We start from the raw sequence: 24,545 nt of genomic DNA, 5'->3' as shown, positions 1-24,545 counted from the left end.
GCCGTGCGTCAGTTCACGTTGACCGCGCTCCAGGCGGCGGCCACCGTGCCGTACTCCGTGCTGCCGGCGCCGTAGAGGTCGCGGGCCGCGTTCAGGGTGGCGGTGCGGGCGCCCGCGTAGTTGGTCGAGGACGTCATGTAGACGGTCAGGGCGCGGTACCAGATGGCGCCGAGCTTGTCCCGGCCGATGCCGGTGACCGTCGACCCGTTGGAGGTCGGGGAGTTGTACGTGACGCCGCCCACGACCCGGGTGCCGCTGCCCTCCGCGAGGAGGAAGGCGAAGTGGTTGGCGACGCCGGAGGAGTAGTGCACGTCGAGGTTGCCGACCGAGCTGCTCCAGTAGTCGGCGGAGTTGCCGTCCTTGCTCGGCTTGTCCATGTACCGCAGGGCGTCCCGGCCGAAGCCGGAGCGGACGATCTTCTCGCCGATCAGGTAGTCGCCGGGGTCGGAGGAGTTGCCCGCGGAGAACTCCACCAGCGTGCCGAAGATGTCGGAGGTGGCCTCGTTCAGGCCGCCGGACTCGCCCGAGTAGGTCAGCTTGGCCGTCTTCGAGGTGACGCCGTGGGACATCTCGTGGCCGGCCACGTCGAGGGAGACCAGGGGCCCGAAGACCGAGCCGTCGCCGTCGCCGTAGGTCATGCAGAAGCAGCTGTCGTCCCAGAAGGCGTTGTTGTAGCTGTTGCCGTAGTGGACGCGGTTGTAGGAGCCCTTGCCGTCGTTGCCGATGCCGTTGCGGCCGTGGACGTTCTTGTAGTAGTCCCAGGTTCTGTCGGTGCCGTACTGGGCGTCGACGGCGGCCGTGGAGCGGTCCGCGGCGGCCCCGGTGCCCCAGTGGTTGTCGGTGTCGGTGAAGAGCGTCGCCGGGGCGCGGCTGATGCAGATGCCGAAGATGCACAGGTCGGTCTTGTTCGCCGCGTCGCCGGTGTAGGTGTTGCCGCGGGTCGGGTCCTTGAGCTGGTAGGCGGAGCCGGAGAGGGTCGTCTCCAGCGGGACCGTGCCGCCGTAGAGGGACGTGCCGTCGCCGCTCGCGGTCTCGATGGTGTCCCAGGCGTCGATCTGGGCGCCGGTGCGCGCGTCCGTGAGGACGGTGCGGGCGACCGGGTTGCCGAGCGAGTCCAGGGCGACGGCGTTGGTCCGCCAGGCGAGTCTCGGGGTGCCGTGCAGGGCGTCGACGACCAGCTCCGGCTTGGCCTTGGCCTGCTTCAGGGGCTCGCCGAGGTGGGCGGCGCGCAGTGCGTTCACCGCCGTGCCGGCGGCCTTCGGGGCGGACACCTGCGGGGTGATGCTCGCCAGGGAGATCGTGGCCTTCGTCGCGCGGTCGGCGTTGCGGTAGGTGCCGTCGGGTGCCAGGTGGACCACGAAGTCGCCGCCGAGGACGGGCAGTCGGCGGAAGGTTCGGTCGTAGCGGACGTGCTGGGTGCCGTCCTTGTCGATGACGACGTCACGGACGTCGGCGCCCTGGGGGGCGGTGAGGCCCAGGCTCGCGGCCCGGTCGGCGAGGGCGGCGGCCGCGTTGTCCAGCGCGGTGGCGCGGGTGGGTCTGTCGGCCGCGTCGGCGGCCGGGGAGAGTGCGGCGGCCAGCAGGGCGGCCGTGGTGACGGCGATGCCTGCGCTGGCGAGACGAGAACCTCGGACGTGCTGCCGTATCCGACTCATCGGTCTGCTCGGTCTCCTCGGGAAGGCGCCGTGGGGGCGCGTGTGGGGGTGGCGCTGAGGTCGTCCTGCGATTTAAGAGGGCATGACAAGTCATGTCCAGAGCGCCCACGTGCCGGTGACGTGAGGGGAGAGAATCGTTTCCGTGAGCACCTCGACCGCACCGTCCGCCCCCGGCCTGCCGTTCTTCGTCTACGGCACGCTCCGCCCCGGCGAGGTCAACCACGGCCTCTTCCTGCGCGGCCGCACCCTCCGCGAGGAACCGGCCCTGCTGACGGGGGCGGTCCTCTACGACGGCCCGGACTACCCCTACGCCGTGGAGGAGCCCGGCGGGACCGTGGCCGGCGAACTGGTCACCGCACGGCCCGAGGCGTACGCGCGACTGCTCGCCGAACTCGACCGGCTGGAGGAGTACCGGCCGGGCGACCCGCACAACCTGTACGAGCGGGTGGCGCGGGAGGTGGCCGTCGGCGACGGCTCCGCGTACGCCTGGGTGTACGTCGCCGCGCCCTCCGTCGCCGCCGGACTGCGCGCCGCGGGCACGCCGATCGGGGGCGGGGACTGGCGGGCCCGCCGCTGACGGTCACCCGTTCACACCCTCCGCGAGGGCTTTTCCGCACGCCTCCGCACCGCGCCGTCCGCACGCCGGTGACCTGCCGAAACAGTGGCCCGGACGCGCCCGGCACCGCAGCGTCCGACACCCGTTCATCCCATTCCTGACGCACTCTCAGGAAGCGCGCTCGCCGCGCGGGCACTTACCTCGGAAGGGCAGGGACGCGACCCGAGAGGCTCGAAGGAGCAGAGATGCGACGTACCGCACGGCTGCTGACCGGTGGCGTGCTCGCCGCCGTCGCCGCGGCCGGGCCCGCGGCACCCGCCCACGCCACGGGCACCGGCACCGCGGGCCTGGAGGTCCGCCCCGTCGGCGTGGTGCCCGGCGAGCGGGTCACGGTGCGCACGGCGGCGTGCGGGCCGGCCGGTGCGGCCGCCGGTGACGCCGGCGCGGTGGGCGCCGGACGGTTCACCCTCGCACCCGGCACACGACGGGGCGGGGCGAGCGGCGAGTTCCGGGTGCCGCCGAGCGCGCAGCCGGGGACGTACGAGATCGTCGCGGACTGTGCCGCGGGCGGCCGGCGGCTGACCGGGGACCTGGTGGTGACACTGGCCTCGGCCCGGCAGCCGGTGGCTCCGCGCGGAATTGTGAAGACGGGGGTCGGTGGCGCACTCGGTCCCGACCCCGTACAGACCGCGGCCGGTGTGGCGGCTCTCGCCGTCGCCGCCGCGGGCGGTACCTGGCTCCTGCATCGCCGGGCGAGAGGCGACGGGATCTGACGGACACCCTCCGCTGTCCGTCCGCCGGTACCGCATGTCCCCTCCCCCTCCGGGTCCGACGCCCCTCGTGGCCCGGAGGGGGGCACGGGGCCCGATCACGGAAAAGGGGTGCGATGCGCAAGGTCACCGACACCGCGATAGCGACCGTGACCGCGGTCGCCCTGGGCGCGGGCGCGTGGTTGCTGCACAGCGGCGCCGAGGCGTCCGCCCCGCCGCAGCCGTCCGCGGCGCAGGCCCGCTCGGGCGGGGAGGAGATACGGTCCGCGCCCGCCCTGCCGCCCCTGCCGCCCTCCCCGCCCGACCGGGTCCGCATCCCCTCCCTGCACGTCGACGCCCCGCTCACGGGCCTCGGGCTCACCCCCGCCGGCAGCCTGGACGCGCCGCCCGCCGAACGGCGCGACCTCGCCGGCTGGTACCGGGCCGGCACCACCCCCGGCGAGACGGGCACCGCGATCCTCGCCGGCCATGTCGACAACGCCGACGGCCCCGCCGTCTTCTACGGCCTGGGCTCCCTGCGCAAGCACAGCACCGTCGAGGTGGACCGGCGGGACGGCACCGTCGCCGTCTTCACGGTGGACGCCGTCGAGGTCTACGACGCCCGCCGCTTCCCCGACGAGAAGGTCTACGGCCCGGCCGCCCGCCCCGAACTCCGGGTGATCACCTGCGGCGGCCCCTACTCCAGGGCGACCGGCTACCAGGGCAACGTGGTCGTCTTCGCCCACCTCACCGGCACCCGCGAGAACAGACCCTGGGCCGTTTCCGCAAAGTCCCGCCCGGCTCGCGACGCCGACTCGCCCTAGGCCAGCCACTGTTCGTACGCCAGATTCCCCACCAGCGCGAAGACCACCGTCAGCAGGACGACCCGGACGAAACCGCTGCCCTTCTTCAGGGCCGTGCGGGCGCCGAGCGTGCCGCCCGCGAGGTTGAACACGGCCATCAGCGCGGCCAGCTGCCACAGCACGGTCCCCTGCCAGGCGAAGGTCGCGAGGGCGCCCGCGTTGGTGCAGCAGTTGACGATCTTGGCGGTGGCCGAGGCGCTGACCAGATCGAGGTGGAGGACGGCGGTGAGCGCGAGCACCAGGAACGTGCCCGTGCCGGGTCCGACGAGACCGTCGTAGAAGCCGATGCCGAGGCCCGCGAGACCGATCGCCGCGAGGACCCGGCGAGGGCCGGCGGGGCCGGTCGCGGGGGCGGTGCCGAAGGCCGGCCGCAGGATCACGAACGCGGCCACCGCCAGCAGCACGACCATGATCACCGGCTTGAGGACGTCCGTGCTCATCCCGGCCGCGAAGAACGCCCCCGCCGAGGAACCCGCCACCGCCGCGAGCCCGATCCGGACCGCGGTGCGCACATCGACCGGCGCCCGGCGCGCGTAGGTGACCGCCGCGCCCGAGGTGCCGACGATCGCCACCGCCTTGTTGGTGCCGAGCGCGTACGCGGCCGGGGTGCCGGCCGGCAGGCCGAGCAGCAGCACCGGCAGGAGCAGCAGCCCGCCCCCGCCCACCACCGCGTCGATCCAGCCGGCCGCGAGCGCGGCGACGCACAGGACGGCGATCGTGGTCAGAGCTATGTCGGGCATGAGCGGGACCCTACGGCCCCACCATATGTACAGGCCACGCACCTGAGGATCTTCTGAGGTAACCCGCCCGGTCGGCGACCTCACACGCCCCCTCCACGCACCCCCGGAACCCTCACACCCCTCACCCGCCCCCGCTGAGGGCAGCGTTCCTCGCGGGAAACAACCGTGATGCTGCCGGGTAACGTCGGCACCGCACGCTCCTGGACATGACCTCGAATTCGCGTGTGGTGGTGCTCGGCGCCGGCCTCGCGGGCGTACGACTCGCCCGCCGGCTCGGCGAGCTGGGCCTGCCCGCGCTGCTCGTCGGCGAGGAGGAGCACCGGCCCTACAACCGGGTCCTGCTCGCCGAGGTGCTGGCCGGACGGTACGCCCCCGAGGTGATCGCGCTGCCCGCGCCTGACGGACTGGTCCGGGCCCGCGCCACCGGGATCCACCGCGACCGGCGGACCGTCGCCCTCGCCGACGGCGCGGAGATCGCATACGACACGCTGGTCCTGGCCACCGGCTCCAACCCGGTGCTGCCGCCCCTGCGCGGTCTGTTCACCCCCGACCACGTGCTGCCCGAGGGCGTCCACGCCTTCCGCACCATGGACGACTGCCTGGGCCTGTCGAAGGCCGTACGGCCCGGCGTCCGGGCCGTGGTCATCGGCGGCGGACTGCTCGGGGTCTCCGCGGCCCGCGCGCTCGCCCTGCGCGGCGCCCAGGTCGTCCTCGCCCAGCAGGGCGAGCGGCTCATGGAGCGCCAGCTCGACCCGGCCGCCTCCCGGCTGGTGCGCCGGCACCTCGTGGACCTCGGCGTCGAGATCCACACCGAGTGCCGGGTCCGGGACGTGCGCTGCGTCGGCGGCGCCGTCCGCTCGGTCGAGATGGCCGACGGCTACGCCCTCGACGCCGACCTGGTGGTGCTGGCCTGCGGGGTCTCCCCACGCGCCGGTCTCGCCAAGGCCGCCGGGCTCGCCGTCCACAAGGGTGTCCTGGTCGACGACGAACTCCGCACCTCCGACCCGCACATCCGCGCGATCGGCGACTGCGCCCAGCACGACGGAACCGTGTACGGGCTGGCCGCACCGGCCCTCGAACAGGCCGACGCGCTCGCCGAGTCGCTCGCGGGGAACGCCGGCGCCCGCTACACCGGCACCCGTTCCCTCACCCGCCTCACCCTCGCCGGGCACAGCCCCTTCGACCTCGCCGCGTTCGGCGAGACGGAGCCGCGCCCCGGCGACGACGTCGTGCAGCTCGCCGACGCCACCCGCGGCACCTACCGCAAGGTCGTCGTCCGCGACGACCGCCTGGTCGGCGGGGTCCTCGTCGGCGAACTCGGCACCGTCGGCGCGCTCGCCCGCGCCTGGGAGGGAGCAGAGCCGCTCCCCGACAACGGCCCTCTGCTCCACCTGCTCACCAACGATGGAGGCTCCTGATGACCACGACCGCAATTGTCGGGGACCGGCCCCGCCCCACGATCGTGCTCGTCGGCCATGGCATGGTCGGCCAGCGCTTCCTCGAAGCGCTCGCCGAGCGCGGCCTGACCGCCACGCACCGGGTGGTCGTGCTGTGCGAGGAGCCGCGCCCCGCGTACGACCGCGTCGCCCTCACCTCGTACTTCTCGGGCAAGACCCCCGAGGACCTCTCCCTGACCGACCTGGAGTTCCTGCGCGAGCACGGCGTCGAGCTGCACCTCGGGGACCCGGCGGTCACCGTCGACCGTGAGGCGCGCAGGGTGACCTCCCGCTCCGGCCTCGTCGTCGACTACGACGTCCTCGTCCTCGCCACCGGCTCGTACCCGTTCGTACCGCCGGTCCCGAACAAGGACGCCGAGGGCTGCTTCGTCTACCGCACGATCGAGGACCTCCTCGCCATCGAGGAGTACGCGAGGACGAAGGCGACGACGGGTGCCGTGGTCGGCGGCGGTCTGCTCGGCCTGGAGGCCGCGGGCGCCCTCAAGGGCCTCGGACTGAGCGCCCACATCGTGGAGTTCGCGCCCCGGCTGATGCCCGTCCAGGTCGACGAGGGCGGCGGCGCCGCGCTGCTGCGCACCATCGAGGAGATGGGCCTGTCCGTCCACACCGGGGTGGGCACGCAGGAGATCATCACCGACGAGGCCGGCGCGGTCACCGGCATGAAGCTGTCCGACGGCTCCGAACTCGCCACCGACCTGGTGGTGTTCAGCGCCGGCGTCCGCCCCCGCGACCAGCTGGCCCGGGACTGCGGACTCACCGTCGGCGAACGCGGCGGCATCTCCGTCGACGAGCAGTGCCGCACCGTGAACGACCCGCACGTCTTCGCGATCGGCGAGTGCGCGCTGGCGGCCGACGGCCGGGTGTACGGCCTGGTGGCCCCCGGCTACGAGCAGGCCGCGACGGCGGCCGCGACCATCGCCGCCGACGAGACGGAACAGTTGACGTTCACCGGCGCCGACCTGTCCACCAAGCTGAAGCTGCTCGGCGTGGACGTGGCGTCCTTCGGCGACGCGCAAGGCACCGCCGAGGACTGCCTGGACGTCGTCTACTCCGACTCCCGCTCCGGCCTCTACAAGAAGCTGGTCATCGCCCGCGACGGCACGCTCCTCGGCGGCATCCTGGTCGGCGACGCGGAGGCGTACGGCACCCTGCGCGCGTTCACCGGGTCCGTGCCGCCCGTCTCCCCCGAGTCGCTGGTCCTGCCGGCCGGTGCCGGGGAGTCCGTCCAGCTCGGCCCCTCCGCACTGCCGGACGAGGCGATCGTCTGCTCCTGCCACAACGTGTCCAAGGGCACGATCCGCGGCGCGGTCACGGAACACTCCTGCACGACCGTGCCCGAGGTGAAGAAGTGCACCAAGGCCGGCACCGGCTGCGGCAGCTGCGTCAAGGTGCTCGGCCAGCTGGTCACCGCCGAGCTGGAGGCGAGCGGCGTCGAGGTCGACAAGGGCCTGTGCGGCTGCTTCGCGCAGACCCGCGAGGAGCTGTACGAGATCGTCCTCGCCCTGCGCGTCAACACCTACCAGGACCTCCTCGACCGCTACGGCCGCGACGGCGCCCGCGGCGGCGACGGCTGCGACATCTGCAAGCCGGCGGTCGGCTCGATCATCGCCTCCCTCGCCCCGACGATCGGCGCGAGCGGCTACGTCCTGGACGGCGAGCAGGCGGCCCTCCAGGAGACCAACGACCACTTCCTGGCCAACCTCCAGAAGAACGGCTCGTACTCGGTCGTCCCGCGCATCCCCGGCGGTGAGATCACCCCCGAGGGCCTGATCGTGATCGGCGAGATCGCCCGCGACTTCGGGCTCTACACGAAGATCACGGGCGGCCAGCGGATCGACATGTTCGGCGCCCGCGTCGAACAGCTCCCGCTGATCTGGACCCGGCTGGTGGACGCCGGCTTCGAGTCCGGCCACGCGTACGGCAAGTCCCTGCGCACGGTGAAGTCCTGCGTGGGCCAGACCTGGTGCCGCTACGGCGTCCAGGACTCCGTCCGCATGGCGATCGACCTGGAGCTGCGCTACCGGGGCCTGCGCTCACCGCACAAGCTGAAGTCTGCGGTGTCGGGCTGCGCCCGCGAGTGCGCCGAGGCCCAGTCGAAGGACTTCGGCATCATCGCCACCTCCAACGGCTGGAACCTCTACGTCGGCGGCAACGGCGGCGCGACCCCACGCCACGCGGACCTGCTGGCGCAGGACCTGTCGGACACCGAGCTGATCCGGCTGATCGACCGCTTCCTGATGTTCTACATCCGCACCGCCGACCGCCTGGAGCGCACCTCGACCTGGCTGGACCGGATCCCCGGCGGCCTGGACCACGTCCGCGACGTGGTGGTGGAGGACTCCCTCGGCATCTGCGAGGAGCTGGAGTCCCTGATGAAGGACCACGTGGCGCACTACGCCGACGAGTGGGCCACCACCATCAACGACCCCGAGAAGCTCGCCCGGTTCGTGTCCTTCGTGAACGCTCCGGACACCCCCGACCCGGTCGTCGGCTTCGTCCCGGAGCGCGACCAGATCAAGCCCGACCTGCCGCTGCTGACCATCGGCCACCGTCCCCTGGAAGGGAGTGCCCAGCGATGACCCTGGCCCCGGAGACCACCGACCTGAAGATCCAGCTCCGGCTGGACGAGGACTGGTTGACCATCTGCGACCTGACCGCGCTGACGCCCGGCCGCGGAGTGGCCGCGCTGCTGCCGGACGGCCGCCAGGTCGCCCTGTTCCGCGACCGCGCCGGCGAGCTGTACGCCGTCGACAACCGTGACCCGTTCGGCGGCGCGGCGGTCCTCTCCCGCGGCCTCACCGGCACCCACCAGGGCCGCCCGTTCGTCGCCTCGCCGCTGCTCAAGCAGCGCTTCGACCTGACGAGCGGGGTGTGCCTGGACGACGACACGGTGCGCATCGAGACCTACGAGGTCCGGGCCGCCTGAGCCTCGCCGCACGCCGGGCCCGGGTGGGCGTCGCCTCACCCCAGGCCCGGCGTCGTCGTCTCGTCCCTGACCCGGCGTCGTCGTCCGGAGCCGTCTCACCCCTGGCCCGGCGTCGTCGTCTGGAGCCGTCTCACCCCTGGCCCGGCGTCGTCGTCTGGAGCCGTCTCGGCGGGCGGGCGGAGGGGGCGGCCGGAGCGGCGGGGTGGGGCCCGCCCGGTACCGCCGGAAGCCGCACCACCGCGTCCAGGCCGCCGCGCGGCGCCCGCCGCAGCACCGCCTCGCCGCCGCTCGCGTGGGCGAGCCGTTGCACCAGGGCCAGGCCCAGGCCCGTACCGCCCTTGGGGGCGTCCGGGGCGCGCCAGAAGCGGTCGAAGGCACGGCGGCGCTGCTCCTCGGTCATACCGGGGCCCTCGTCCATCACATGCAGCTCGACCCAGCCGGGAGCGGCCGCGCGGTGCGGGAAGCGCCGCTCGTGGGGCGCGTGCAGCCGCGGGTCGACGGAGACCGTGGAGCCCGGGGGCGCCACCCTCAGCGCGTTGGAGAGCAGGTTGTCGAGGATCTGCTCCACCGCGCCGGGCAGGGCCATCACCTCGCCCGGGTAGTCCCCGGCCAGCGCGAGCCACACCCCGTGCCGCTCGAACAGCGGCGTCCAGGCGCGGTGGCGCTCCCCGCACACCCGGCCCAGGTCGACCCGCTCCCGCTCCGCGGCGCTCTCGTCGAGCCGGGCCATCGCCAGCAGCCCCTCGACCATCCGGGCCAGCCGGTCGGTCTCGGTCAGTGCGGCGGTGAGCGAGCCCCGCGCGTGCAGGGCGATGTCGTTCTCCAGATTCTCCAGGCGCAGCCGCAGCGCCGCGAGCGGGGTCTTCAGCTGGTGCGAGGCCTCACCGGCGAAGGCCCGCTGGGAGGCCAGCAGATGCTCCAGCCGGGCGGCGGTGCGGTTGAAGGTCGCGGCGAGACTGCGCACCTCCGGCGGCCCCTTGGTGATCGCCACCGGGACGGCGGTACCGCCGACCGCCAACTCCTTGGTGGCGTGCTCCAGTTCACGGATGGGACGACCGGTCCAGCAGGCGATCACGAAGCCGAGGGCGGCGACCGCGGCCAGTGCGGCGAGCCCCCCGAGCGCCAGCAACAGCCAGACGTGGTGCACCCGCTCGGACACCGTCCGGGTCGGCACGGTGATCCGGACGGCACCCTGCTCCTGGGCCCCGTGCCGCACCGGAGCGGCCACGGCGAGGTACTCGACACCGCCGATGGTGGACGTACGGACGTCCTCCGTGGCCGTGCCGCGCAGGGCGGCGGCGATACCCGGCCAGGAGGCGAGACTGCCCTCCTCGCGTGCGGTGAGCGGATGCGAACTCGCCAGCAGCGCACCGGATTCGTCCACGATCAGCACCTTGCCGCCGATGCGCTCGGCGCAGTGCGCGGCCCGCTCGGGCAGATCCTGCGCCGCCCGGCCCTCCGCGATGGACAGCGAGGCGTACGCGGACACCGACTCGGCCTCGTCCTTCGCCGCGTTGATCACCCGCTCCCGCTCACCCCGCGAGTAGACGAACCCCAGCGGGATCTCCAGGCAGATCAGCAGCAGCGCGGCGAGCGTCAGATAGCTGAGCAGCAGCCGACGGGTCACCGAAAGGCCGCCGGCCGCTGGTGGGAGGGCGAGTGCGGGGGCTCGTAGGAGAAGGAGTGGTGGGCGGCGGGCTCGTAGTGCGGGGGGTCGCGGCGCAGGGGCTCATGGCCCGGGGCCTCGTACGCAGGGGCGGGGGCGGGGGCCGGCGGGGCGTCCTGCGGCGGCCCGTACGGCGATGGCGGGCCCGGGAGCGCGGTGTGGACCGCCAGCCGGAAGCCCACTCCGCGCAACGTCTGGATCCAGGCGGGGTTGCCCAACTTGCGGCGCAGGGTGGCCACATGGACGTCGAGCGTCTTCGTCGGCCCCTGGTAGTGCGGGTCCCACACCCGGTCGATGATCTGCTGCCGCGAGTACACCGCCCCCGGGTCCTCGGAGAGCAGCGCGAGCAGCTCGAACTCCTTGGGCGTCAGTGTCACCGTCTCCTCCCCGACCCACACCTGCCGGGTACGGCGGTCCACGACCAGGGGGCCGGCCGCGGCCTCGGGGACCTGAGGGGCCTGAGGGGCCTGGGGGGCCTGGGGGACCTGGGGGACCTGGGGGGCCTGAGGGACCTGGGGGACCTGGGGGACGGCACCCGTTCCGGTGAACTCCCTGTCCGTCAAGCCCCGTTGGGTTCGCCGGGTCACCGCGCGCACGCGGGCCACGAGCTCACGCATGCTGAACGGCTTCGCCAGATAGTCGTCGGCGCCCAGTTCGAGACCGAGCACACGGTCGGCCTCCTCCCCCCGCGCGCTGAGGATGATGATGGGGACGTCGGAGGTCTGCCGGATCCCCCGGCAGACGTCGATGCCGTCCACGTCGGGCAGCCCGAGATCGAGCAGCACGACATCGCCGTACGGCCCCCTCAGCCCCTCGTGCCCGGTGCGGACGTGCTGCACCGTCAGCCCGAAGTGGGCGAGGCCCTCGACTAGCGGTTCGGCGATCGTCTGGTCGTCCTCGATGAGCAGGACTCGTACGCCCATGCTTTCCCGTCTCTCCCGTGAACCGAATTCGCGTGTTCCGTGGACCCGTCACGCTACAAGAACGGTCACTAAAAGACCGAACAGATCCCGGACAATGTGAGCAGCGGCTCAGCACGGATCAAAAAATGTCCCCTTCTTGTCGGCGGTTTAGTGTTCCTCTAACCTTCGCCTGGCAATCGCTCCTCTACGGTGATGAGGAACTGGCCGGTCCCCCATGCCGACCAGATCTGACCTGGGAGGACTGAATGAAGGCTCTGCTGGATCGCGCCCGCTCGTTCAAGCGACGGGTCGACTTCGAAAGCGGCGAATATCGTCGGCTGGCCGAAGGCCAATATCCCGAGGCATTGTTCATCACCTGCTCGGACTCGCGGGTGATTCCAGCACTGATAACGGGCGCGCGGCCCGGCGAGATATTCGAGCTGCGCAACGCGGGAAACATCGTTCCGCCGCACGGCAGGCAGGGCGCCTCGGGCGAGGCCGCCACCATCGAGTACGCGCTGGAGGTGCTCGGCGTTCAGGACGTCGTGGTGTGCGGCCACTCCCACTGCGGCGCGATGGGCGCCCTCAAGTCCGGTGACGACCTGTCCGCCCTGCCCGGTGTGGACGCCTGGCTGCAACTGGCCCGGCCGAGGCTGGCGCCCGTGCTGGACGGGGCCGTCGGGGATCCGCGACTGCCGGACGTCGCCCAGCTGAACGTCGTCAACCAGCTGGCCGTGCTGCGGAGTCACCCGGCCGCGCGCCGCCGGCTCGACGCGGGGCTGCTGCGGCTGCACGGCTGGTACTACGAGGTGGACACCGGGCAGGTGCAGGAGCTGGACGAGGACGGTCTGTTCCGGGTGCACGCGGCATGAGCGGCGCACACGCCCGGCACTCCCGGGGCCGCGGCGGCACAGGGTCGGAGGAGGCGGGCGGCGCCCCGGGGGCGGGGCGCACCTTCCGGGAGGCGGGCGGGCTGGCCTATCCGCCCCGGCCGACGGGAGCCCCGCCCATGAGCGGCCCCGCACCGGCTTCGGACCACGCGACGCGAGGCTTCGACGACCTGGCCTTCGACGACCTGGCCGCCGGGGCGGCGGGCTTCGAGGCACCGAGCTTCGGAGCGGCAGGCTTCGGAGCGGCCGGCTTCGGAGCGGCCGGCTTCGAAGCGGCCGGCTTCGAAGCGGCCGGCTTCGGAGCCGCGGAGGCCGACGCCCCCAAGTCCCCCGCGCCGAAAGCCCCGAGGGCCTCAAAGACCTCAAAGACCTCAACGGCCCCGAAGGCCCCGAAGGCCGATCTGGCCACCGAGATCACGGCGTCCCTCGTCGTCTTCCTGGTCGCCCTCCCGCTGTGCATCGGCGTGGCCGTCGCCTCCGGAGTCCCCGCCGAGCTGGGCATCATCTCCGGTGTCATCGGCGGTCTGGTGGTGGGCGCGGCCCGGGGCAGCACGCTCCAGGTGAGCGGCCCGGCCGCCGGACTCGCCGCGCTGGTCGCGGAGACCGTGCTGGAGTACGGCGTGGCCATGCTCGGCGTGATCGTGCTCTTCTCCGGCCTCCTCCAGATCGTCCTCGGTCTGGTGCGACTGGGCCGGTTCTTCCAGGCGATCTCCCTGGCCGTCGTCCAGGGGATGCTGGCCGGCATCGGTCTGCCGCTGATGTTCAGCCAGGCGTACCCGGCGATGGACGCGAAGGCCCCCGGCACCCCGATCGAGAACATGGCCGGCCTCCCCGGCCTGCTCGCCGACACGTTCGCCGACCCGCAGGCCCTGATCGCGGCCGGCCTCGGCATCGTCACGGTCGTCCTGAGCTTCCTGTGGAAGAAGGCACCGGGCCCGGTCCGGAAGGTCCCGGCCGCCCTGGTCGCCGTCGGCATCGGTATCGCGGTCGCCGCGCTCCCGGGCGTCGAGGTCAAGACGCTCCAGGTGGGCAATCTGCTGGCTTCCGTCGACGTACCCGGCCCGGAGCAGTTCGCCGGTCTGGCGGACCTCGGCATCATCTCGGCGATCCTCACCTTCACGGTGATCGCCTCCGCGGAGTCACTGTTCACTGCGGCCGCGGTGGACCGTATGCACGACGGCCCCCGCACCCGCTACAACCCCGAGCTGATCGCCCAGGGCGCCGGCAACACGATCGCGGGCCTGCTCGGCGCGCTGCCCATCACGGCGGTGGTGGCGCGCAGTTCGGCGAACGTCCAGGCGGGCGCGAAGACCCGGCTCTCCCGCACCCTGCACGGCTTGTGGCTCCTGGCCTTCGCGCTGCTCCTCCCCCAGGTGCTGGCCCTGATCCCGATCTCCGTCCTCGCGGGCGTCCTCGTGCACAGCGGCTGGAAGCTCTTCGCACCCGAGGAGTTCCCGAAGCTGTGGCGACAGGACCGGGGCGAGTTCGCCGTCATGACGCTGACCACCCTGGTCATCGTGGCGACGGCCCTGCTGGAGGGCGTCCTGTTCGGCCTCGCGGCGGGCATCGTCCTGGCGGCGGTGCGCATGTCGCAGACAGTCATCCGGCAGCACGTCGAGGAGGACACCGCCAAGGTGGTCATGGCCGGGAACGCGACCTTCCTCCGGCTGCCGCAGGTCATCGAGGCGCTGGAGGCCGCCGCCGAGGCGGGCAGGCCCCGGATCCGGCTCGACCTCACCGGGGTGACCCACCTCGACCACGCCTGCCGCAGCCAGGTGGAGGAGTTCACCGCCCAGCAGCGGGGCAAGGGCCTGCGGGTGGAACTGCTGATGCCTGGCCCGGCGAAAGTGCCGCCCACGGCCCCGGATCCGACGCCCGGACCCACGACGGCACCGACACCACCCGCGAGGGCCGGCCTCCCGACGCGACCCGGCCCGCTCCCCCGCCGCCCCACCACCACCCCGGCGCCCGCCCCCGCCCCCGTGTCCCCCGGCCCCACCGCCGAGTGGTTCTACCTGGACACCACACCGATGCCGGAGGACTTCGCGCGGCGCTACGCGGAGGAGTACGCGCCCGGCGGGGCGCGGGGACACGGGGAGGCGTACCACGACTCGTCGTTCCGGTGACAGCGGTACTCGGCTCATCGTTCCGGTGACGGCGGTGCGCGGCTCATCGTTCCGGTGACGGCGGTGCGCGTGCCCCACGGGATCCCGCACGTCACGCGCGCCGGGACGCCGTACCACCCCATGTCCCTCCGCCGACCACCCCCGTGCCTCCGCACCCCCGGCGCGGCCGCAACCCCGGTGCGCGGCCCGGTGTCCCTGAGGACATCGGCCGGGCACCGCAGACCCGGCCGGCGGAGATCAGGGGACGACCATGAACCTTTCCCGCACCACCGCACTCGCCGTCACGACCGTCGTCGCGGCGGCGATCACCACGCTCACCGGATGCGGATCGGGCGACGGCCACGCCGAGGGGACGGCCGCGGCGGCCCTGACGACGCCCGCGCCGGTGAGGCAGGCCGCCGCCTCGGCTCCCGGGGACACCGTCGTGAGCCGGGCGTACCGCGCCGCCCCGTACGCCTGGGCCACCCGGCACGGCAGCAGGATCGGCATCTACGGCCTCGATCTGCACGGCCGGGGCTTCACCCGCGGCGGCACGGTACGTCTGGCCCTCTTCAGGGACTCCGGCCCACGGGGCATCCCGGTCTGGACGAAGGACGCCACCGCCCGCCGGATCGTCGGCCGCCCCGGCGGCTCCTTCGACGTGGCGACGGGCCTGCTGGACTGCACCGCGTACCGCTACCCGAAGGACTCGACGCTGATGGTGTGGGACATCGCCACCGACACCTGGTCCAACAAGGTACGCGTGGCCACCGGCTGCAACACGACGCTCGGCTGACCGCTCAGGCGCCGACGGCGTCGTAGGAGACGCCCGTGAGCCGCTCGGAGTCGGTCCAGAGCCGCCGGGCGGCCCGGTCGTCACGGGTCCAGGGCGCGCGCCACGAGGGTGCCGGCGCCCCGCGCCACATCGCGAGGGACGGTCCGGTGAAGGAGTCCGGGCGGACCCCGGGCGCGGTCGCCGCGTACAGGGCGGGCAGCGCCCCGGCCTCGGCGGACTGGGCGATCACCCGGTTGCCGAGTGCCATCAGCCGCTCGGCGGTACGGCGCCCCTCCGCGCGCGGCCCGGCCGTCTGGAGGTCGGTCGCCGCGTACCCCGGATGCGCGGCCGCCGCCACGACGTCCGCCCCGGCCGCCGCCAGCCTGCGCGCGAGCTCGTGCGTGAAGAGCAGGTTGGCGGTCTTGGAACGGGCGTAGGCGATCCAACGGCGGTAGCCTTGCTCGGAGTTGAGATCGCCGGGGTCGATGTTCGCGAGCAGGTGGCCCATGCTGGAGACGGTCACGACACGGGCGCCGGGCGTGGCGAGCAGCGCGGGCAGCAGCAGCCCGGTGAGCGCGAAGTGCCCGAGGTGGTTCACCCCGAACTGCGTCTCGAACCCGTCGACGGTGGTGCCGTACGGCATCGCCATCACGCCGGCGTTGTTGAGGAGCAGGTCGAGCCGGCCGTCCGACCGCGCGGCGGCGAACTCCCGCACGGAGGCGAGGTCCCCGAGATCCAGCCGCGCCAACTCCACCACCGCGTGCGGCACTTCGAGGGCGAGCCGCTCGACGGCCTCCTTGCCCCGGGCCTCGCTGCGGCAGGCGAGCACCACCCTGGCGCCCTTGCGGGCCAGTTCGCGCGCGGTGACGTACCCGAGGCCGCCGTTGGCCCCGGTGACGACGGCCGTGCGACCGCTCTGATCGGGGATGTCGTGCGCGTTCCAGCCGGCCATGGCCGTACCCCTTCCGCCGCTGTCCAGCGCAGCCTACGGCGCTGCCGGTCACGCACCGCGCATCTCCCGGTCACGACATGTCCATGGCGCAGCCACCCCGCGCTTCTAGCGTTCGGCAGCGCACGACCCCGGCGCCGACCGTCGCCGGGCCGTTCACACACCCTCGGGAGTGAGCGTGGAACGTCGTACCTTCCTGCGTGCGGCCGCGATCGGCGGCTCCTCGGCCGTACTCGGCGGAACCCTCTGGCGCGGGGCCGCGTACGCGGCTCCGGCACAGCCCGGCACCGGCCCCTACGGGGCCCTCGGCGCACCGAACGCCAACGGCATCCGCCTCCCCGGCGGCTTCACCAGCCGGGTGATCGCCCGCTCCGGCCAGACCGTGTCCGGCACGTCGTACACCTGGCACAACGCCCCCGACGGCGGCGCCTGTTACGCGGACGGCACGGGCTGGATCTACGTCTCCAACTCGGAGATCAACCCCTCGGGCGGGACGAGCGCGGTGAAGTTCTCGACGGCGGGCGCGATCACCGGCGCCTACCGCATCCTCTCCTCCACCCGGCAGAACTGCGCCGGCGGGAAGACCCCGTGGAACACCTGGCTGTCCTGCGAGGAGGTGGACCGCGGCTATGTCTACGAGACGGACCCCTGGGGCGTGACGGCGGCGGTGCGGCGCGACGCCCTGGGCCGCTTCAAGCACGAGGCGGCGGCCGCCGACCCGGTCCGCCAGGTGATCTACCTGACGGAGGACGAGACGAACGGCTGCTTCTACCGTTTCCGCCCGACCACCTGGGGCAGCCTGACGTCCGGCACCCTGGAGGTCCTGGTCGCCGGCACCGGGACCAGCGGACCCGTCACCTGGGCGGCGGTCCCCGACCCGACCGGCGCCACCGCCACCCGCAACCAGGTCTCCGGCGCGAAGCGCTTCAACGGCGGCGAGGGCTGCCACTACGCCGACAACACCTGCTGGTTCACCACGAAGGGCGACAACCGGGTCTGGCAGTACAACGCGGCGGCCCAGACCATCGAACTCGCCTACGACGACTCCCTGGTGACCGGCGGCACGGCCCCCCTCACCGGCGTGGACAACGTCACGGGCTCCTCCTCGGGCGACCTGTTCGTGGCGGAGGACGGCGGCAACATGGAGATCTGCCTCATCACCCCCGACGACGTCGTGGCCCCCTTCCTCCGCATCGACGGCCAGTCCTCCTCGGAGATCACCGGCCCGGCCTTTTCCCCGGACGGCACCCGCCTGTACTTCTCCAGTCAGCGCGGGACCAGCGGGAGTTCGTCCGGCGGGATCACCTACGAGGTGACGGGCCCGTTCCGGTCGTAACCCCCAAGGGTCACAGAACGGACACTTGTCCTTCACGCCCCGGAAAGCCCCCATAACGTCGTCCCCTCGCACCGATACCCCAGGGGGACGACCATGACCAACCCGTACGCGCCGGGCCCACGCACTCCCCGCTGGGCCCGGAAGCGGTACGTCCTGCCCGCCCTCGCGCTGGCCCTGCTCATCGGCATGGGCATCGGCGCCGACGGGAACGGCGACCCCGAACCGGCCGCCGCGAAACCACGCCCGACGGTGACAGTCACAGCGACGGCGACGGAGACGGAACCGGCGACGACGGTGACGGCGACGGTCCGTGTCACGGAGACCGAGACAGTGACGGCGGCGGCGCCGAAAGCGGCCGAAGCCGACGACTCCGCCGACACCGCCGACACCGCCGACTCGACCAGCGCCTACTACGGCAACTGCTCGGAGGCACGGGCGGCCGGAGTCACCCCGCTCCACACGGGCGACCCGGGCTACGGCCGCCACCTCGACCGCGACGGCGACGGCACCGCCTGCGAATGAGCCTCAGAGCCTCACCCGTCACCGAGCCGATCCAGCTCTTCCCCGATCGCCGCCCGCAGCACGTCGTGCCGCGGCCCAAGCGCGTACTCCTCCTCACTCCACCGCTCACGCGGATAGAGCCACACCGGCAGCCCCACCAGCTCGCCCGGCTCCCAGTCGAACCGCGGCCACACATGCGCGTGCAGGAACGGATCGGTGTTCCCGAGAATCTCCAGATTCACCCGCCGAAACCCCGAATCCAGCCGCCGACAGGCCCGCTCGACCGCCTCCCCCAACCGATCCATGTCACTCAAAAAGCCGAGCCGCTTCCCCTTCGGCAACTCCGACAACCGCCGCACCCGGGGATCGTCCACCAGCAACACGGAATACCCGGGCAGAAACTGCACGTCCCCCATCACGGCAAACCCGGCTCCGAGCCTGCGAAGCACGGTGGGATTCTCCCCCCGCAGGGCACTGCCGATCCGGTCCTTCCGCCATTCATCGGTCATGCCCACGGACCCTACCGAGGCTCACTCGGCCGGACGCGTCACAGCCGCCTCGCTACCGTTGGCTCATGAGGCTCTCGCCGCACATCGCCCGGGACCGCTTCGTCGCGTCGCCCGTCGCCCGACTCGCGACAGCCGACGCCCATGGAATCCCTCACGCGGTCCCGGTGACCTTCGCCGTCATGGATGACGTCCTGTACTTCGCGGTGGACCACAAGCCCAAGAGCACCTGGGATCTGCGGCGACTGCGCAACCTCCGGGAGAACCCCGCCACGACGGTGCTGGTCGACCACTACGACGACGACTGGTCGACCTTGTGGTGGGCACGCGCCGACGGCCATGGCGAAGTGCTGGAAGGCGGGTTGGAGAGGCAACGGGCGCTCGAACTGCTGCGCGCCAAGTACACCCAGTACGAGGGCTCACCTCCCCAAGGTCCCGTGGTGGCCGTCAGAGTCGATCAGTGGAGCGGCTGGGCCTTCGCCTAGCCCTGCGGAACAGGCCGGCCCGGGGGCGCGCCCGCAGCACGAAGGGGCGGAACCCTCACAGGGTGCCGCCCCTTCCTCGCCTGCTTACGGTCGTCAATCCCGCCGAATCAGCTCGGGGTCGATCCGCCGACCGACAAGGGGCATCGCACCCAGTGCGGCGACCACCACGACGCCGAGTGCGCAGACGAGCAGCAGCGGGAGCCCCTCACCGTCCCAGAAGACGGACCCGCCACCCGTCACCAGGTAGCTGGACTCCGCCATCTTCCCCGTCACGACGGCCAGCACGAGCCCGACCACCAGGGGCAGCACGACCTGCGCGACCTGAACGGCCCGCAAGGTCCAGGGCCTGGCCCCGAGCAACGCCAACGCGGTGTCCTGCGGCCGACGCTCGACAGCCCGGTCCGTGGCGGCGACGAGATACGCGGCGACACCGATGATGAGGCCCAGGACCATACCTACGGCGAGGAGGGTCTTGATGACGCTGATCTGCTGAAGGGCCGCGGCGTCGACGCCTTCCGTGTCGACCTCGATCGTGGGGTCGACCCCTGCGATGCCCGCGAGTACGGAGGTCACCACCTTGGAGCCGGACCGACTCATCAGAGCCAGGGTGGCTTCCCCTTGGGGTCGGAATCCTGCGGGGAGGGATGACGGGGGGATCAGGACCGCTCCATAGTCGGCCAACTGCGTCAGCGAGTCGTCGTGGTAGCGAACGGTTTGCCGTGGCACCTCTACGTCGACGACGCGGAGTTGCCCTTCAGAGTTCCGCAGATGGAAGGGAAAACGGCTGCCAGGCTTGCTGAACTGATCTTCAGTAACGCCTGGAACCACCAACCGTGCCCTACGCCCTTCGACGCAGTTCTCGACAACTGACGCCACCCTCTGCAACTGCTCGCAGGTGGCGATGAGCCCTTCGATGCTCGGCGGGATGTCGTCGCTTTCCGGGTCGGTCCATGAGCGCATCGACACGGCATATCCCAGAACCCCTGGCACTTCCGCCACGTCCTGTTCCCTCCCCCGGGGAACTTCCTTCAAAGGCATCGTGTAGAGCTGGACCGGCGCGTTGTTCTTGGACACCTGGTCCAGCTCGATGAGCACTCCCTGCGTGAGCGAGGCCGCGAAGACCAGCAGTACGAGCCCCGTCGCCACGCGCAGGGCGCCACCCGGTTCCACCTCATTGCGACGCATGGCAAGGCCGAGCGACAGCGAACCGGTGCTGCGGGCCACTTTCCTGGCCAGGGCCCGTGACAGGACCGGAAGTGACAGCACCAGCCCGGTGCCGACCAGCACGACGGCCAGTGGCATCAGGATCGAGGAGAGCGCGGTGTCCGTGGGAACATTCCCCACGGCTCCGACCCAGCAGTAGCCGACAACGATGGCCATCCCGGGCACGAGCGGGATCAGGCCCCACAAGCGGGGCGGCTTCTCCACGGCACTGCGCCGCACGGCCAACGGGTTGGTGGCGGCCTTCTTCGCCCCGGCCCGGCCGACGAACCAGGCCAGCGCAGGACAGCCCACCAGGCAGACGAGGAGCGGGTATCCAGACAGTGTGCCGTCGGCCGGGTACCACTTGAACCCGGGCAGCCCGGTCCGCGACACCAGCTGGTTGACGACCCAGTAGGCGCCCAGTCCCAGTAGGGATCCCAGGAAGGCCGCGGCTACCGTCTCCGCAGCATTGACGCGCTGCGTGCCCTTCCTGCTCAGTCCGAGCAGACGCAAGGCGGCCAACCGCCTCATACGAGAGGCGGCGGACAACCGAGTACAGACGGAAAGAAACACCGCGAGGGGAAGCAGTACGACGCCGGCCAGGGTGAAGCGGAGGATGTCGAGAGTCGAGGGTTCCACGGTGGGGTAGCGCGCGGATCGATCACCGAAGGCAGACAGGTGTCCGCCGTCCCTCAGCTCTTCACGGCTCCCGCCGACGTAGGCGTAGAGCTCATCAGGGTGCGCCAGCCCTTGGGCCGAGATGATCCCCCTTTCCCTTCCTGGCAGGAGACGGGCAAGGTCGCGGTCGACTTCGGCGAGCGCGTGCAGCCGGGGGGAGACGTAGACCTCATCAGGGCCGGGAAGCCTGTCCAGACCAGGCGGTGGCTCGATGGACGTCCCGCCCGCAGCCACGAAGATCCGGATCAGCGTCTCCGAACCATAGGGATCCACTCGGGTGAGCGCCAGCCCCTCCCCGCCAGTCGACAGGCAGGCGCCACGGCCGTTCGAGCAGTCGGGCTCACGGGCGGCTTTGCGAGCGTCCTGTGCGGCCAGGATGCCGGGAATCGCGAGGACGACGGCAAGACAGCACACCCCGATCGCGCTGCCCGTAGTCATGAGCAGGAAGCGCACGCGGTTGGTTCGCCCGCTGCCCATCAACAGCTTCAGTCCCAGCAGGAGTTCCTTCATGACGCCTCCCGCACCTGGGCGGTGAGAACTCCGTCGCGCATCGTGTAGCGATTGTCCGCGCGAGCCGCCACCTGTGCGTCGTGGGTGACGAGGAGCACCGCGGTTCCTTGTGATCGCGCGAGGTGGAGAAACTCCTCGAGTACGGCAGTGGCGTTGCCGCTGTCCAGCGAACCGGTCGGCTCATCGGCGAAGACGACAGTGGGTTTGTGCACCAATGCCCTTGCTACAGCAACGCGTTGGCTCTGCCCCCCGGATACCTGCGAGGGACGCCTCCCACGCAATTCCGACAGGCCGAGCCGGCCGAGGATCTCACCGGCTGCCGCGAGGGCGTCGGACTTACGTTGGCCGGCGAGCCGGAGCGGCAGTGCGGTGTTCTCCTCCACCGTCAGCTCAGGCAGCAGTTCGCCGTACTGGAACACGAAGCCGAACCGTTCACGGCGGATCGCACTGAGTTCCTCGTCGCCGACTGCGCCCAGCGCACGCCCCTCGAAACACACCTCGCCGCGCGCCACCGGTAGCACGCCTGCCAGACAGTAGAGCAGCGAGGACTTACCGGACCCGCTCTGACCGGTGATCGCCGCGACCTCTCCTCGCCGCACAGAGATTTCCGCGCTCCGGACGGCTGGCGTATCCCCGTAAAAGAGATCGACTCCCCTGGCGGACAAGACTTCTGACGTGTTGATCTTGTTCCCCTATCAGGCGCGAGCCCAGGTGTTCACCTGGGCTCGAGAACCCGGACGAGTTCAGCGGTCCCAGTTGTAAGACAAGACCTTCACCGGCGCGCAGTTGTCCGGGCGCAGACTGCCTCGGTCTCGGCATACTCGGAGTCGCGCCTTCCCCGTGTAGCGCTGCGCACCGTCCCAGTTGGACTTGTGCAGCCGAACAGAACCGCCCTGCTTGCCGTAGTAGCGGACCCAGTCGTGTCCGTGGATCTTGACCTCGACATAGACGTTGTGCCGATCTTCGGACAACGCGTCCGTGAGGCGCCCCTTCCATTCGAACGCGCCGTGATTGACTCCCGGCCGGTTGAACTCGTACTTGCCCGCGCTGAATTTGACTCCATCAGTTTCGAGGGTGGGGATATCCGCCTTCTGCGGCGAAGCAAACGCCGCCACCGCCGCGCTGAACATCAGACCGAGCGCGGCCACGCCGAGCACTACCTTCTTCATACGAACCTCCGCGATCACCAGCGACTCCCACAGTCACCAGGCATCACGGACTGTAACCCTACGAAAACAGAGAGAAACGATCTGCCTTCCCCATGACCACCACATCAGGTGATCGACTTCCAGCCACCCTCAGCCAAAAACCGCAGGAACCACAAGAGGGCGGCACCCCCGCACAGGGTGCAAGACCAACCCCCTGAGCAGGGGGTTCGGGGTGTACCGCCACTTACAGGGCACTCTCAGGGCACATCGTTCAGCGCGGCCTCCATCATGTCGGCGGTCCGGTCGTCCTCTGCCTCCCACAGGTGGGTGTAGACATTCAGCGTGATTGATGGCTTAGCGTGACCAAGCCTCATCTGCACTTGTTTGGGCGTCGCCCCGTTCTTGATCAGAACTGAGGCGTAGAAGTGCCGCAGATCATGAAGCGTCGTGTCTTCGGGGACACTCACCTTGGCACCCGACTTCTTCAAGTGGGCATTCGCCCGCTTGACGTTTCGGGCCCACACTTTTGCCCAACTGCCGCGCCGGATCGCTCCGCCGGTCTCGCTGGTGTACAGCAGTCGGGCGTGGCGCCATACGGGCTTCCTGGGGTTCGTTCGATCCTCGATGTACACGACCTGCGGCGGGAACTTCTCACGGTGCCGTGCGATCTCGTCCACGACCGAACGCCCTTGCGGGACAGACCGGTAGCTCTGCCTGGTCTTGGGTTCCCCGAGGTACGGCACCCCCTTGTCGGGACCGATCAACTGTTGTTTGACCATCACAGTCTCGGCAGGTTCTCCGTCCTCCAGTCCGAACAGCTCACCTTGCCGCAGGCCGGTCGATGCAGCTTGCCTCACCAGGGCGCGGTATCGGGGAGACGCGGTCACGATGAGCGCCTTCACCGCCTCCGGATGAAGCGGGTGGATCTCCGGATAGAAGACCTCTGGCGGTTTCAGCCCCTCCCATGGGTACTTCGGGATGATCCCCTCTTGGTGGGCCATCTTCAGGATGCTGGTGCAGACGTTCCAGGGCGTCGCAAAGGTCGACGGAGCGATGACCGCCGACCGCTCTTTGATCCACTTCATCCCGTCGGCCCGCTGGATACGGCCGATCTCGCGGTTTCCGAACGTCGGGTAGATGTGCAGCCGCAGGGCTCGCTCAACGTTCGTCTCGGTCCGCTCGCGGTGTACGGCCGTCTCCTGCCAGCGCTCAGCGATGGCTCTGAACTTCTGCCGGCCCAACTCCCGGTTCACGAAGGTGCCGCCGTCGAGTTCAGTTGTCACCTTGGCGGCTCGGGAGTCCGCAGCAGTCTTCTTCTCGAAGTTCTCCTTGCACTGCTTGCCGGACAAGTCCCGGTAGCGCACCTGCCAGCGTTTCCCTACGCCGTGCGCGGTGGTGGGGTACACCGTCTGCGTCTTGCTGCTGTGCGCCTCGCACGGCTCGGCGTCGGCTGGCGGTCGGGAGAGGTGCCAGCGGTCGTACACGTCAGCCATCAGTTCCCCTCCCTCTCAGGGCACGTCAAGTCGGCCATGAGGTGCGGTTTGTTGCTGTTTCGGGTCATGCTGCGCGTCGGCTTCCGATCTCCTCGGCGTCGTACTTGTCGAGCGCTTCGGCGTCGTACAGAACATGTCGACCGCGCTTGATGAAGCACTGCGGGCCGGTTTCGGCGTAGCGCCAGTAGCGGACAGTTGAGGGCGACGTGCGGTAGCGCTCGGCGACTTCCGCAGTCGTCAGGTACTTCTTCATGCCGTCCTTCCTGCGGGGAAAAAGGAGAGAGCGAGTCCCCGGTATGCCGGACTGTGTCCGAAGCGCGGATTTCTGCGTCATCGCGTCACCTGCGTCAATCAGGCCTCTGACCTGCGGGTTTCGGTGACGCAGCGGGGTGGGCTCTGCGTCACCGATGACACGGGCGCTCGTCACGGGGTGACGCTGATGACGCGGGATG

22 protein-coding genes and 1 pseudogene are annotated in these 24,545 nt (G+C 71.2%); 12 read left to right on the top strand and 11 right to left on the bottom strand.

What is annotated here, in order from left to right:
* Positions 1-8: 8 nt before the first annotated feature.
* Entirely contained in the window at positions 9-1,655 is a 1,647-nt protein-coding gene (locus IE275_RS31080) for a M4 family metallopeptidase (RefSeq protein ID WP_189715297.1), read from the bottom strand.
* A 142-nt stretch (positions 1,656-1,797) separates the two neighbouring features.
* On the opposite strand from IE275_RS31080, the gene IE275_RS31075 reads away from it, so the two are divergent.
* The 3 genes and pseudogenes from IE275_RS31075 to IE275_RS31065 all read left to right on the top strand — a co-directional run.
* Positions 1,798-2,232: a gamma-glutamylcyclotransferase family protein gene (locus tag IE275_RS31075; protein WP_229870740.1), complete on the top strand. Its 435-nt coding sequence runs from the start codon at positions 1,798-1,800 to the stop codon at positions 2,230-2,232.
* Between the two features lie 224 nt (positions 2,233-2,456).
* Positions 2,457-2,984: a hypothetical protein gene (locus IE275_RS31070; RefSeq protein ID WP_189715295.1), complete on the top strand. Its 528-nt coding sequence runs from the start codon at positions 2,457-2,459 to the stop codon at positions 2,982-2,984.
* A 113-nt stretch (positions 2,985-3,097) separates the two neighbouring features.
* Positions 3,098-3,721 (top strand): annotated as a pseudogene (locus tag IE275_RS31065) (class F sortase); the annotation flags it as partial.
* Positions 3,722-3,780: 59 nt separating this feature from the next.
* Here the strand turns inward: IE275_RS31065 and IE275_RS31060 are convergent.
* On the bottom strand, positions 3,781-4,563 hold the full coding sequence (locus IE275_RS31060; protein ID WP_189715291.1) for a sulfite exporter TauE/SafE family protein: 783 nt from the start codon (positions 4,561-4,563) through the stop codon (positions 3,781-3,783).
* Between the two features lie 206 nt (positions 4,564-4,769).
* Between IE275_RS31060 and IE275_RS31055 the strand changes: the two genes are divergently transcribed.
* Genes IE275_RS31055 through nirD form a run of 3 tightly spaced genes read left to right on the top strand, consistent with a single transcriptional unit; the run spans position 4,770 to position 8,946 of the window.
* Positions 4,770-5,981, top strand: a complete 1,212-nt coding sequence (locus IE275_RS31055; RefSeq protein ID WP_189715289.1) for an NAD(P)/FAD-dependent oxidoreductase — start codon at positions 4,770-4,772, stop codon at positions 5,979-5,981.
* Complete coding sequence (gene nirB, locus IE275_RS31050) at positions 5,981-8,599, top strand: nitrite reductase large subunit NirB (RefSeq protein ID WP_189715287.1); 2,619 nt, start codon at positions 5,981-5,983, stop codon at positions 8,597-8,599. The genes IE275_RS31055 and nirB overlap by 1 nt, the downstream gene beginning before the upstream one ends.
* Entirely contained in the window at positions 8,596-8,946 is a 351-nt protein-coding gene (nirD, locus tag IE275_RS31045) for a nitrite reductase small subunit NirD (RefSeq protein WP_189715285.1), read from the top strand. The genes nirB and nirD overlap by 4 nt, the downstream gene beginning before the upstream one ends.
* Positions 8,947-9,076: 130 nt before the next feature.
* Here nirD and IE275_RS31040 read toward each other — a convergent pair whose 3' ends face one another.
* Both IE275_RS31040 and IE275_RS31035 read right to left on the bottom strand, forming a co-directional pair.
* Positions 9,077-10,573 carry a sensor histidine kinase gene (locus IE275_RS31040; RefSeq protein WP_189715283.1) on the bottom strand — a complete coding sequence of 499 codons (1,497 nt, stop codon included), beginning with the start codon at positions 10,571-10,573 and terminating at the stop codon, positions 9,077-9,079.
* Complete coding sequence (locus tag IE275_RS31035; RefSeq protein ID WP_189715281.1) at positions 10,570-11,535, bottom strand: response regulator transcription factor; 966 nt, start codon at positions 11,533-11,535, stop codon at positions 10,570-10,572. The genes IE275_RS31040 and IE275_RS31035 overlap by 4 nt, the downstream gene beginning before the upstream one ends.
* A 245-nt stretch (positions 11,536-11,780) precedes the next feature.
* Between IE275_RS31035 and IE275_RS31030 the strand changes: the two genes are divergently transcribed.
* The 3 genes from IE275_RS31030 to IE275_RS31020 all read left to right on the top strand — a co-directional run bounded on the left by IE275_RS31030 (position 11,781) and on the right by IE275_RS31020 (position 15,305).
* The gene (locus IE275_RS31030; RefSeq protein ID WP_189715280.1) at positions 11,781-12,386 is read left to right on the top strand and encodes a carbonic anhydrase; all 606 of its coding nucleotides are present in this window, start codon (positions 11,781-11,783) and stop codon (positions 12,384-12,386) included.
* Entirely contained in the window at positions 12,383-14,530 is a 2,148-nt protein-coding gene (locus IE275_RS31025) for a SulP family inorganic anion transporter (RefSeq protein ID WP_229870738.1), read from the top strand. The genes IE275_RS31030 and IE275_RS31025 overlap by 4 nt, the downstream gene beginning before the upstream one ends.
* Positions 14,531-14,780: 250 nt before the next feature.
* Positions 14,781-15,305 carry a hypothetical protein gene (locus tag IE275_RS31020; protein WP_189715279.1) on the top strand — a complete coding sequence of 175 codons (525 nt, stop codon included), beginning with the start codon at positions 14,781-14,783 and terminating at the stop codon, positions 15,303-15,305.
* A 4-nt stretch (positions 15,306-15,309) separates the two neighbouring features.
* On the opposite strand, the gene IE275_RS31015 is transcribed toward IE275_RS31020, so the two are convergent.
* On the bottom strand, positions 15,310-16,236 hold the full coding sequence (locus IE275_RS31015; protein ID WP_189715278.1) for an oxidoreductase: 927 nt from the start codon (positions 16,234-16,236) through the stop codon (positions 15,310-15,312).
* Between the two features lie 175 nt (positions 16,237-16,411).
* Here IE275_RS31015 and IE275_RS31010 point away from each other — a divergent pair, with 175 nt between their 5' ends.
* Together IE275_RS31010 and IE275_RS31005 are read left to right on the top strand one after the other, a co-directional pair.
* The gene (locus IE275_RS31010) at positions 16,412-17,569 is read left to right on the top strand and encodes an alkaline phosphatase PhoX (RefSeq protein WP_189715277.1); all 1,158 of its coding nucleotides are present in this window, start codon (positions 16,412-16,414) and stop codon (positions 17,567-17,569) included.
* 93 nt (positions 17,570-17,662) lie between these two features.
* Entirely contained in the window at positions 17,663-18,091 is a 429-nt protein-coding gene (locus IE275_RS31005; protein WP_189715275.1) for an excalibur calcium-binding domain-containing protein, read from the top strand.
* 11 nt (positions 18,092-18,102) lie between these two features.
* On the opposite strand, the gene IE275_RS31000 is transcribed toward IE275_RS31005, so the two are convergent.
* The gene (locus IE275_RS31000) at positions 18,103-18,579 is read right to left on the bottom strand and encodes an HIT family protein (RefSeq protein ID WP_189715273.1); all 477 of its coding nucleotides are present in this window, start codon (positions 18,577-18,579) and stop codon (positions 18,103-18,105) included.
* A 65-nt stretch (positions 18,580-18,644) separates the two neighbouring features.
* Between IE275_RS31000 and IE275_RS30995 the strand changes: the two genes are divergently transcribed.
* The gene (locus tag IE275_RS30995; RefSeq protein ID WP_189715271.1) at positions 18,645-19,061 is read left to right on the top strand and encodes a TIGR03668 family PPOX class F420-dependent oxidoreductase; all 417 of its coding nucleotides are present in this window, start codon (positions 18,645-18,647) and stop codon (positions 19,059-19,061) included.
* 93 nt (positions 19,062-19,154) lie between these two features.
* On the opposite strand, the gene IE275_RS30990 is transcribed toward IE275_RS30995, so the two are convergent.
* From IE275_RS30990 to IE275_RS30970, 5 genes are all read right to left on the bottom strand, one after another.
* Entirely contained in the window at positions 19,155-21,452 is a 2,298-nt protein-coding gene (locus tag IE275_RS30990; protein ID WP_189715269.1) for an FtsX-like permease family protein, read from the bottom strand.
* The gene (locus IE275_RS30985) at positions 21,449-22,135 is read right to left on the bottom strand and encodes an ABC transporter ATP-binding protein (protein WP_189715568.1); all 687 of its coding nucleotides are present in this window, start codon (positions 22,133-22,135) and stop codon (positions 21,449-21,451) included. The genes IE275_RS30990 and IE275_RS30985 overlap by 4 nt, the downstream gene beginning before the upstream one ends.
* Before the next feature lie 60 nt (positions 22,136-22,195).
* Positions 22,196-22,621 (bottom strand): hypothetical protein, encoded by a 426-nt coding sequence (locus IE275_RS46200; RefSeq protein WP_229870737.1) that lies wholly within the window; start codon positions 22,619-22,621, stop codon positions 22,196-22,198.
* 236 nt (positions 22,622-22,857) lie between these two features.
* Complete coding sequence (locus IE275_RS30975; RefSeq protein WP_189715267.1) at positions 22,858-24,093, bottom strand: tyrosine-type recombinase/integrase; 1,236 nt, start codon at positions 24,091-24,093, stop codon at positions 22,858-22,860.
* Positions 24,094-24,157: 64 nt separating this feature from the next.
* On the bottom strand, positions 24,158-24,346 hold the full coding sequence (locus tag IE275_RS30970) for a helix-turn-helix domain-containing protein (protein WP_189715265.1): 189 nt from the start codon (positions 24,344-24,346) through the stop codon (positions 24,158-24,160).
* Positions 24,347-24,545 lie beyond the last annotated feature (199 nt).

It is taken from the genome of Streptomyces phaeofaciens (assembly GCF_014648915.1).
Lineage (GTDB): Bacteria > Actinomycetota > Actinomycetes > Streptomycetales > Streptomycetaceae > Streptomyces > Streptomyces phaeofaciens.
This window is presented reverse-complemented; position numbering and strand designations above follow the sequence as displayed.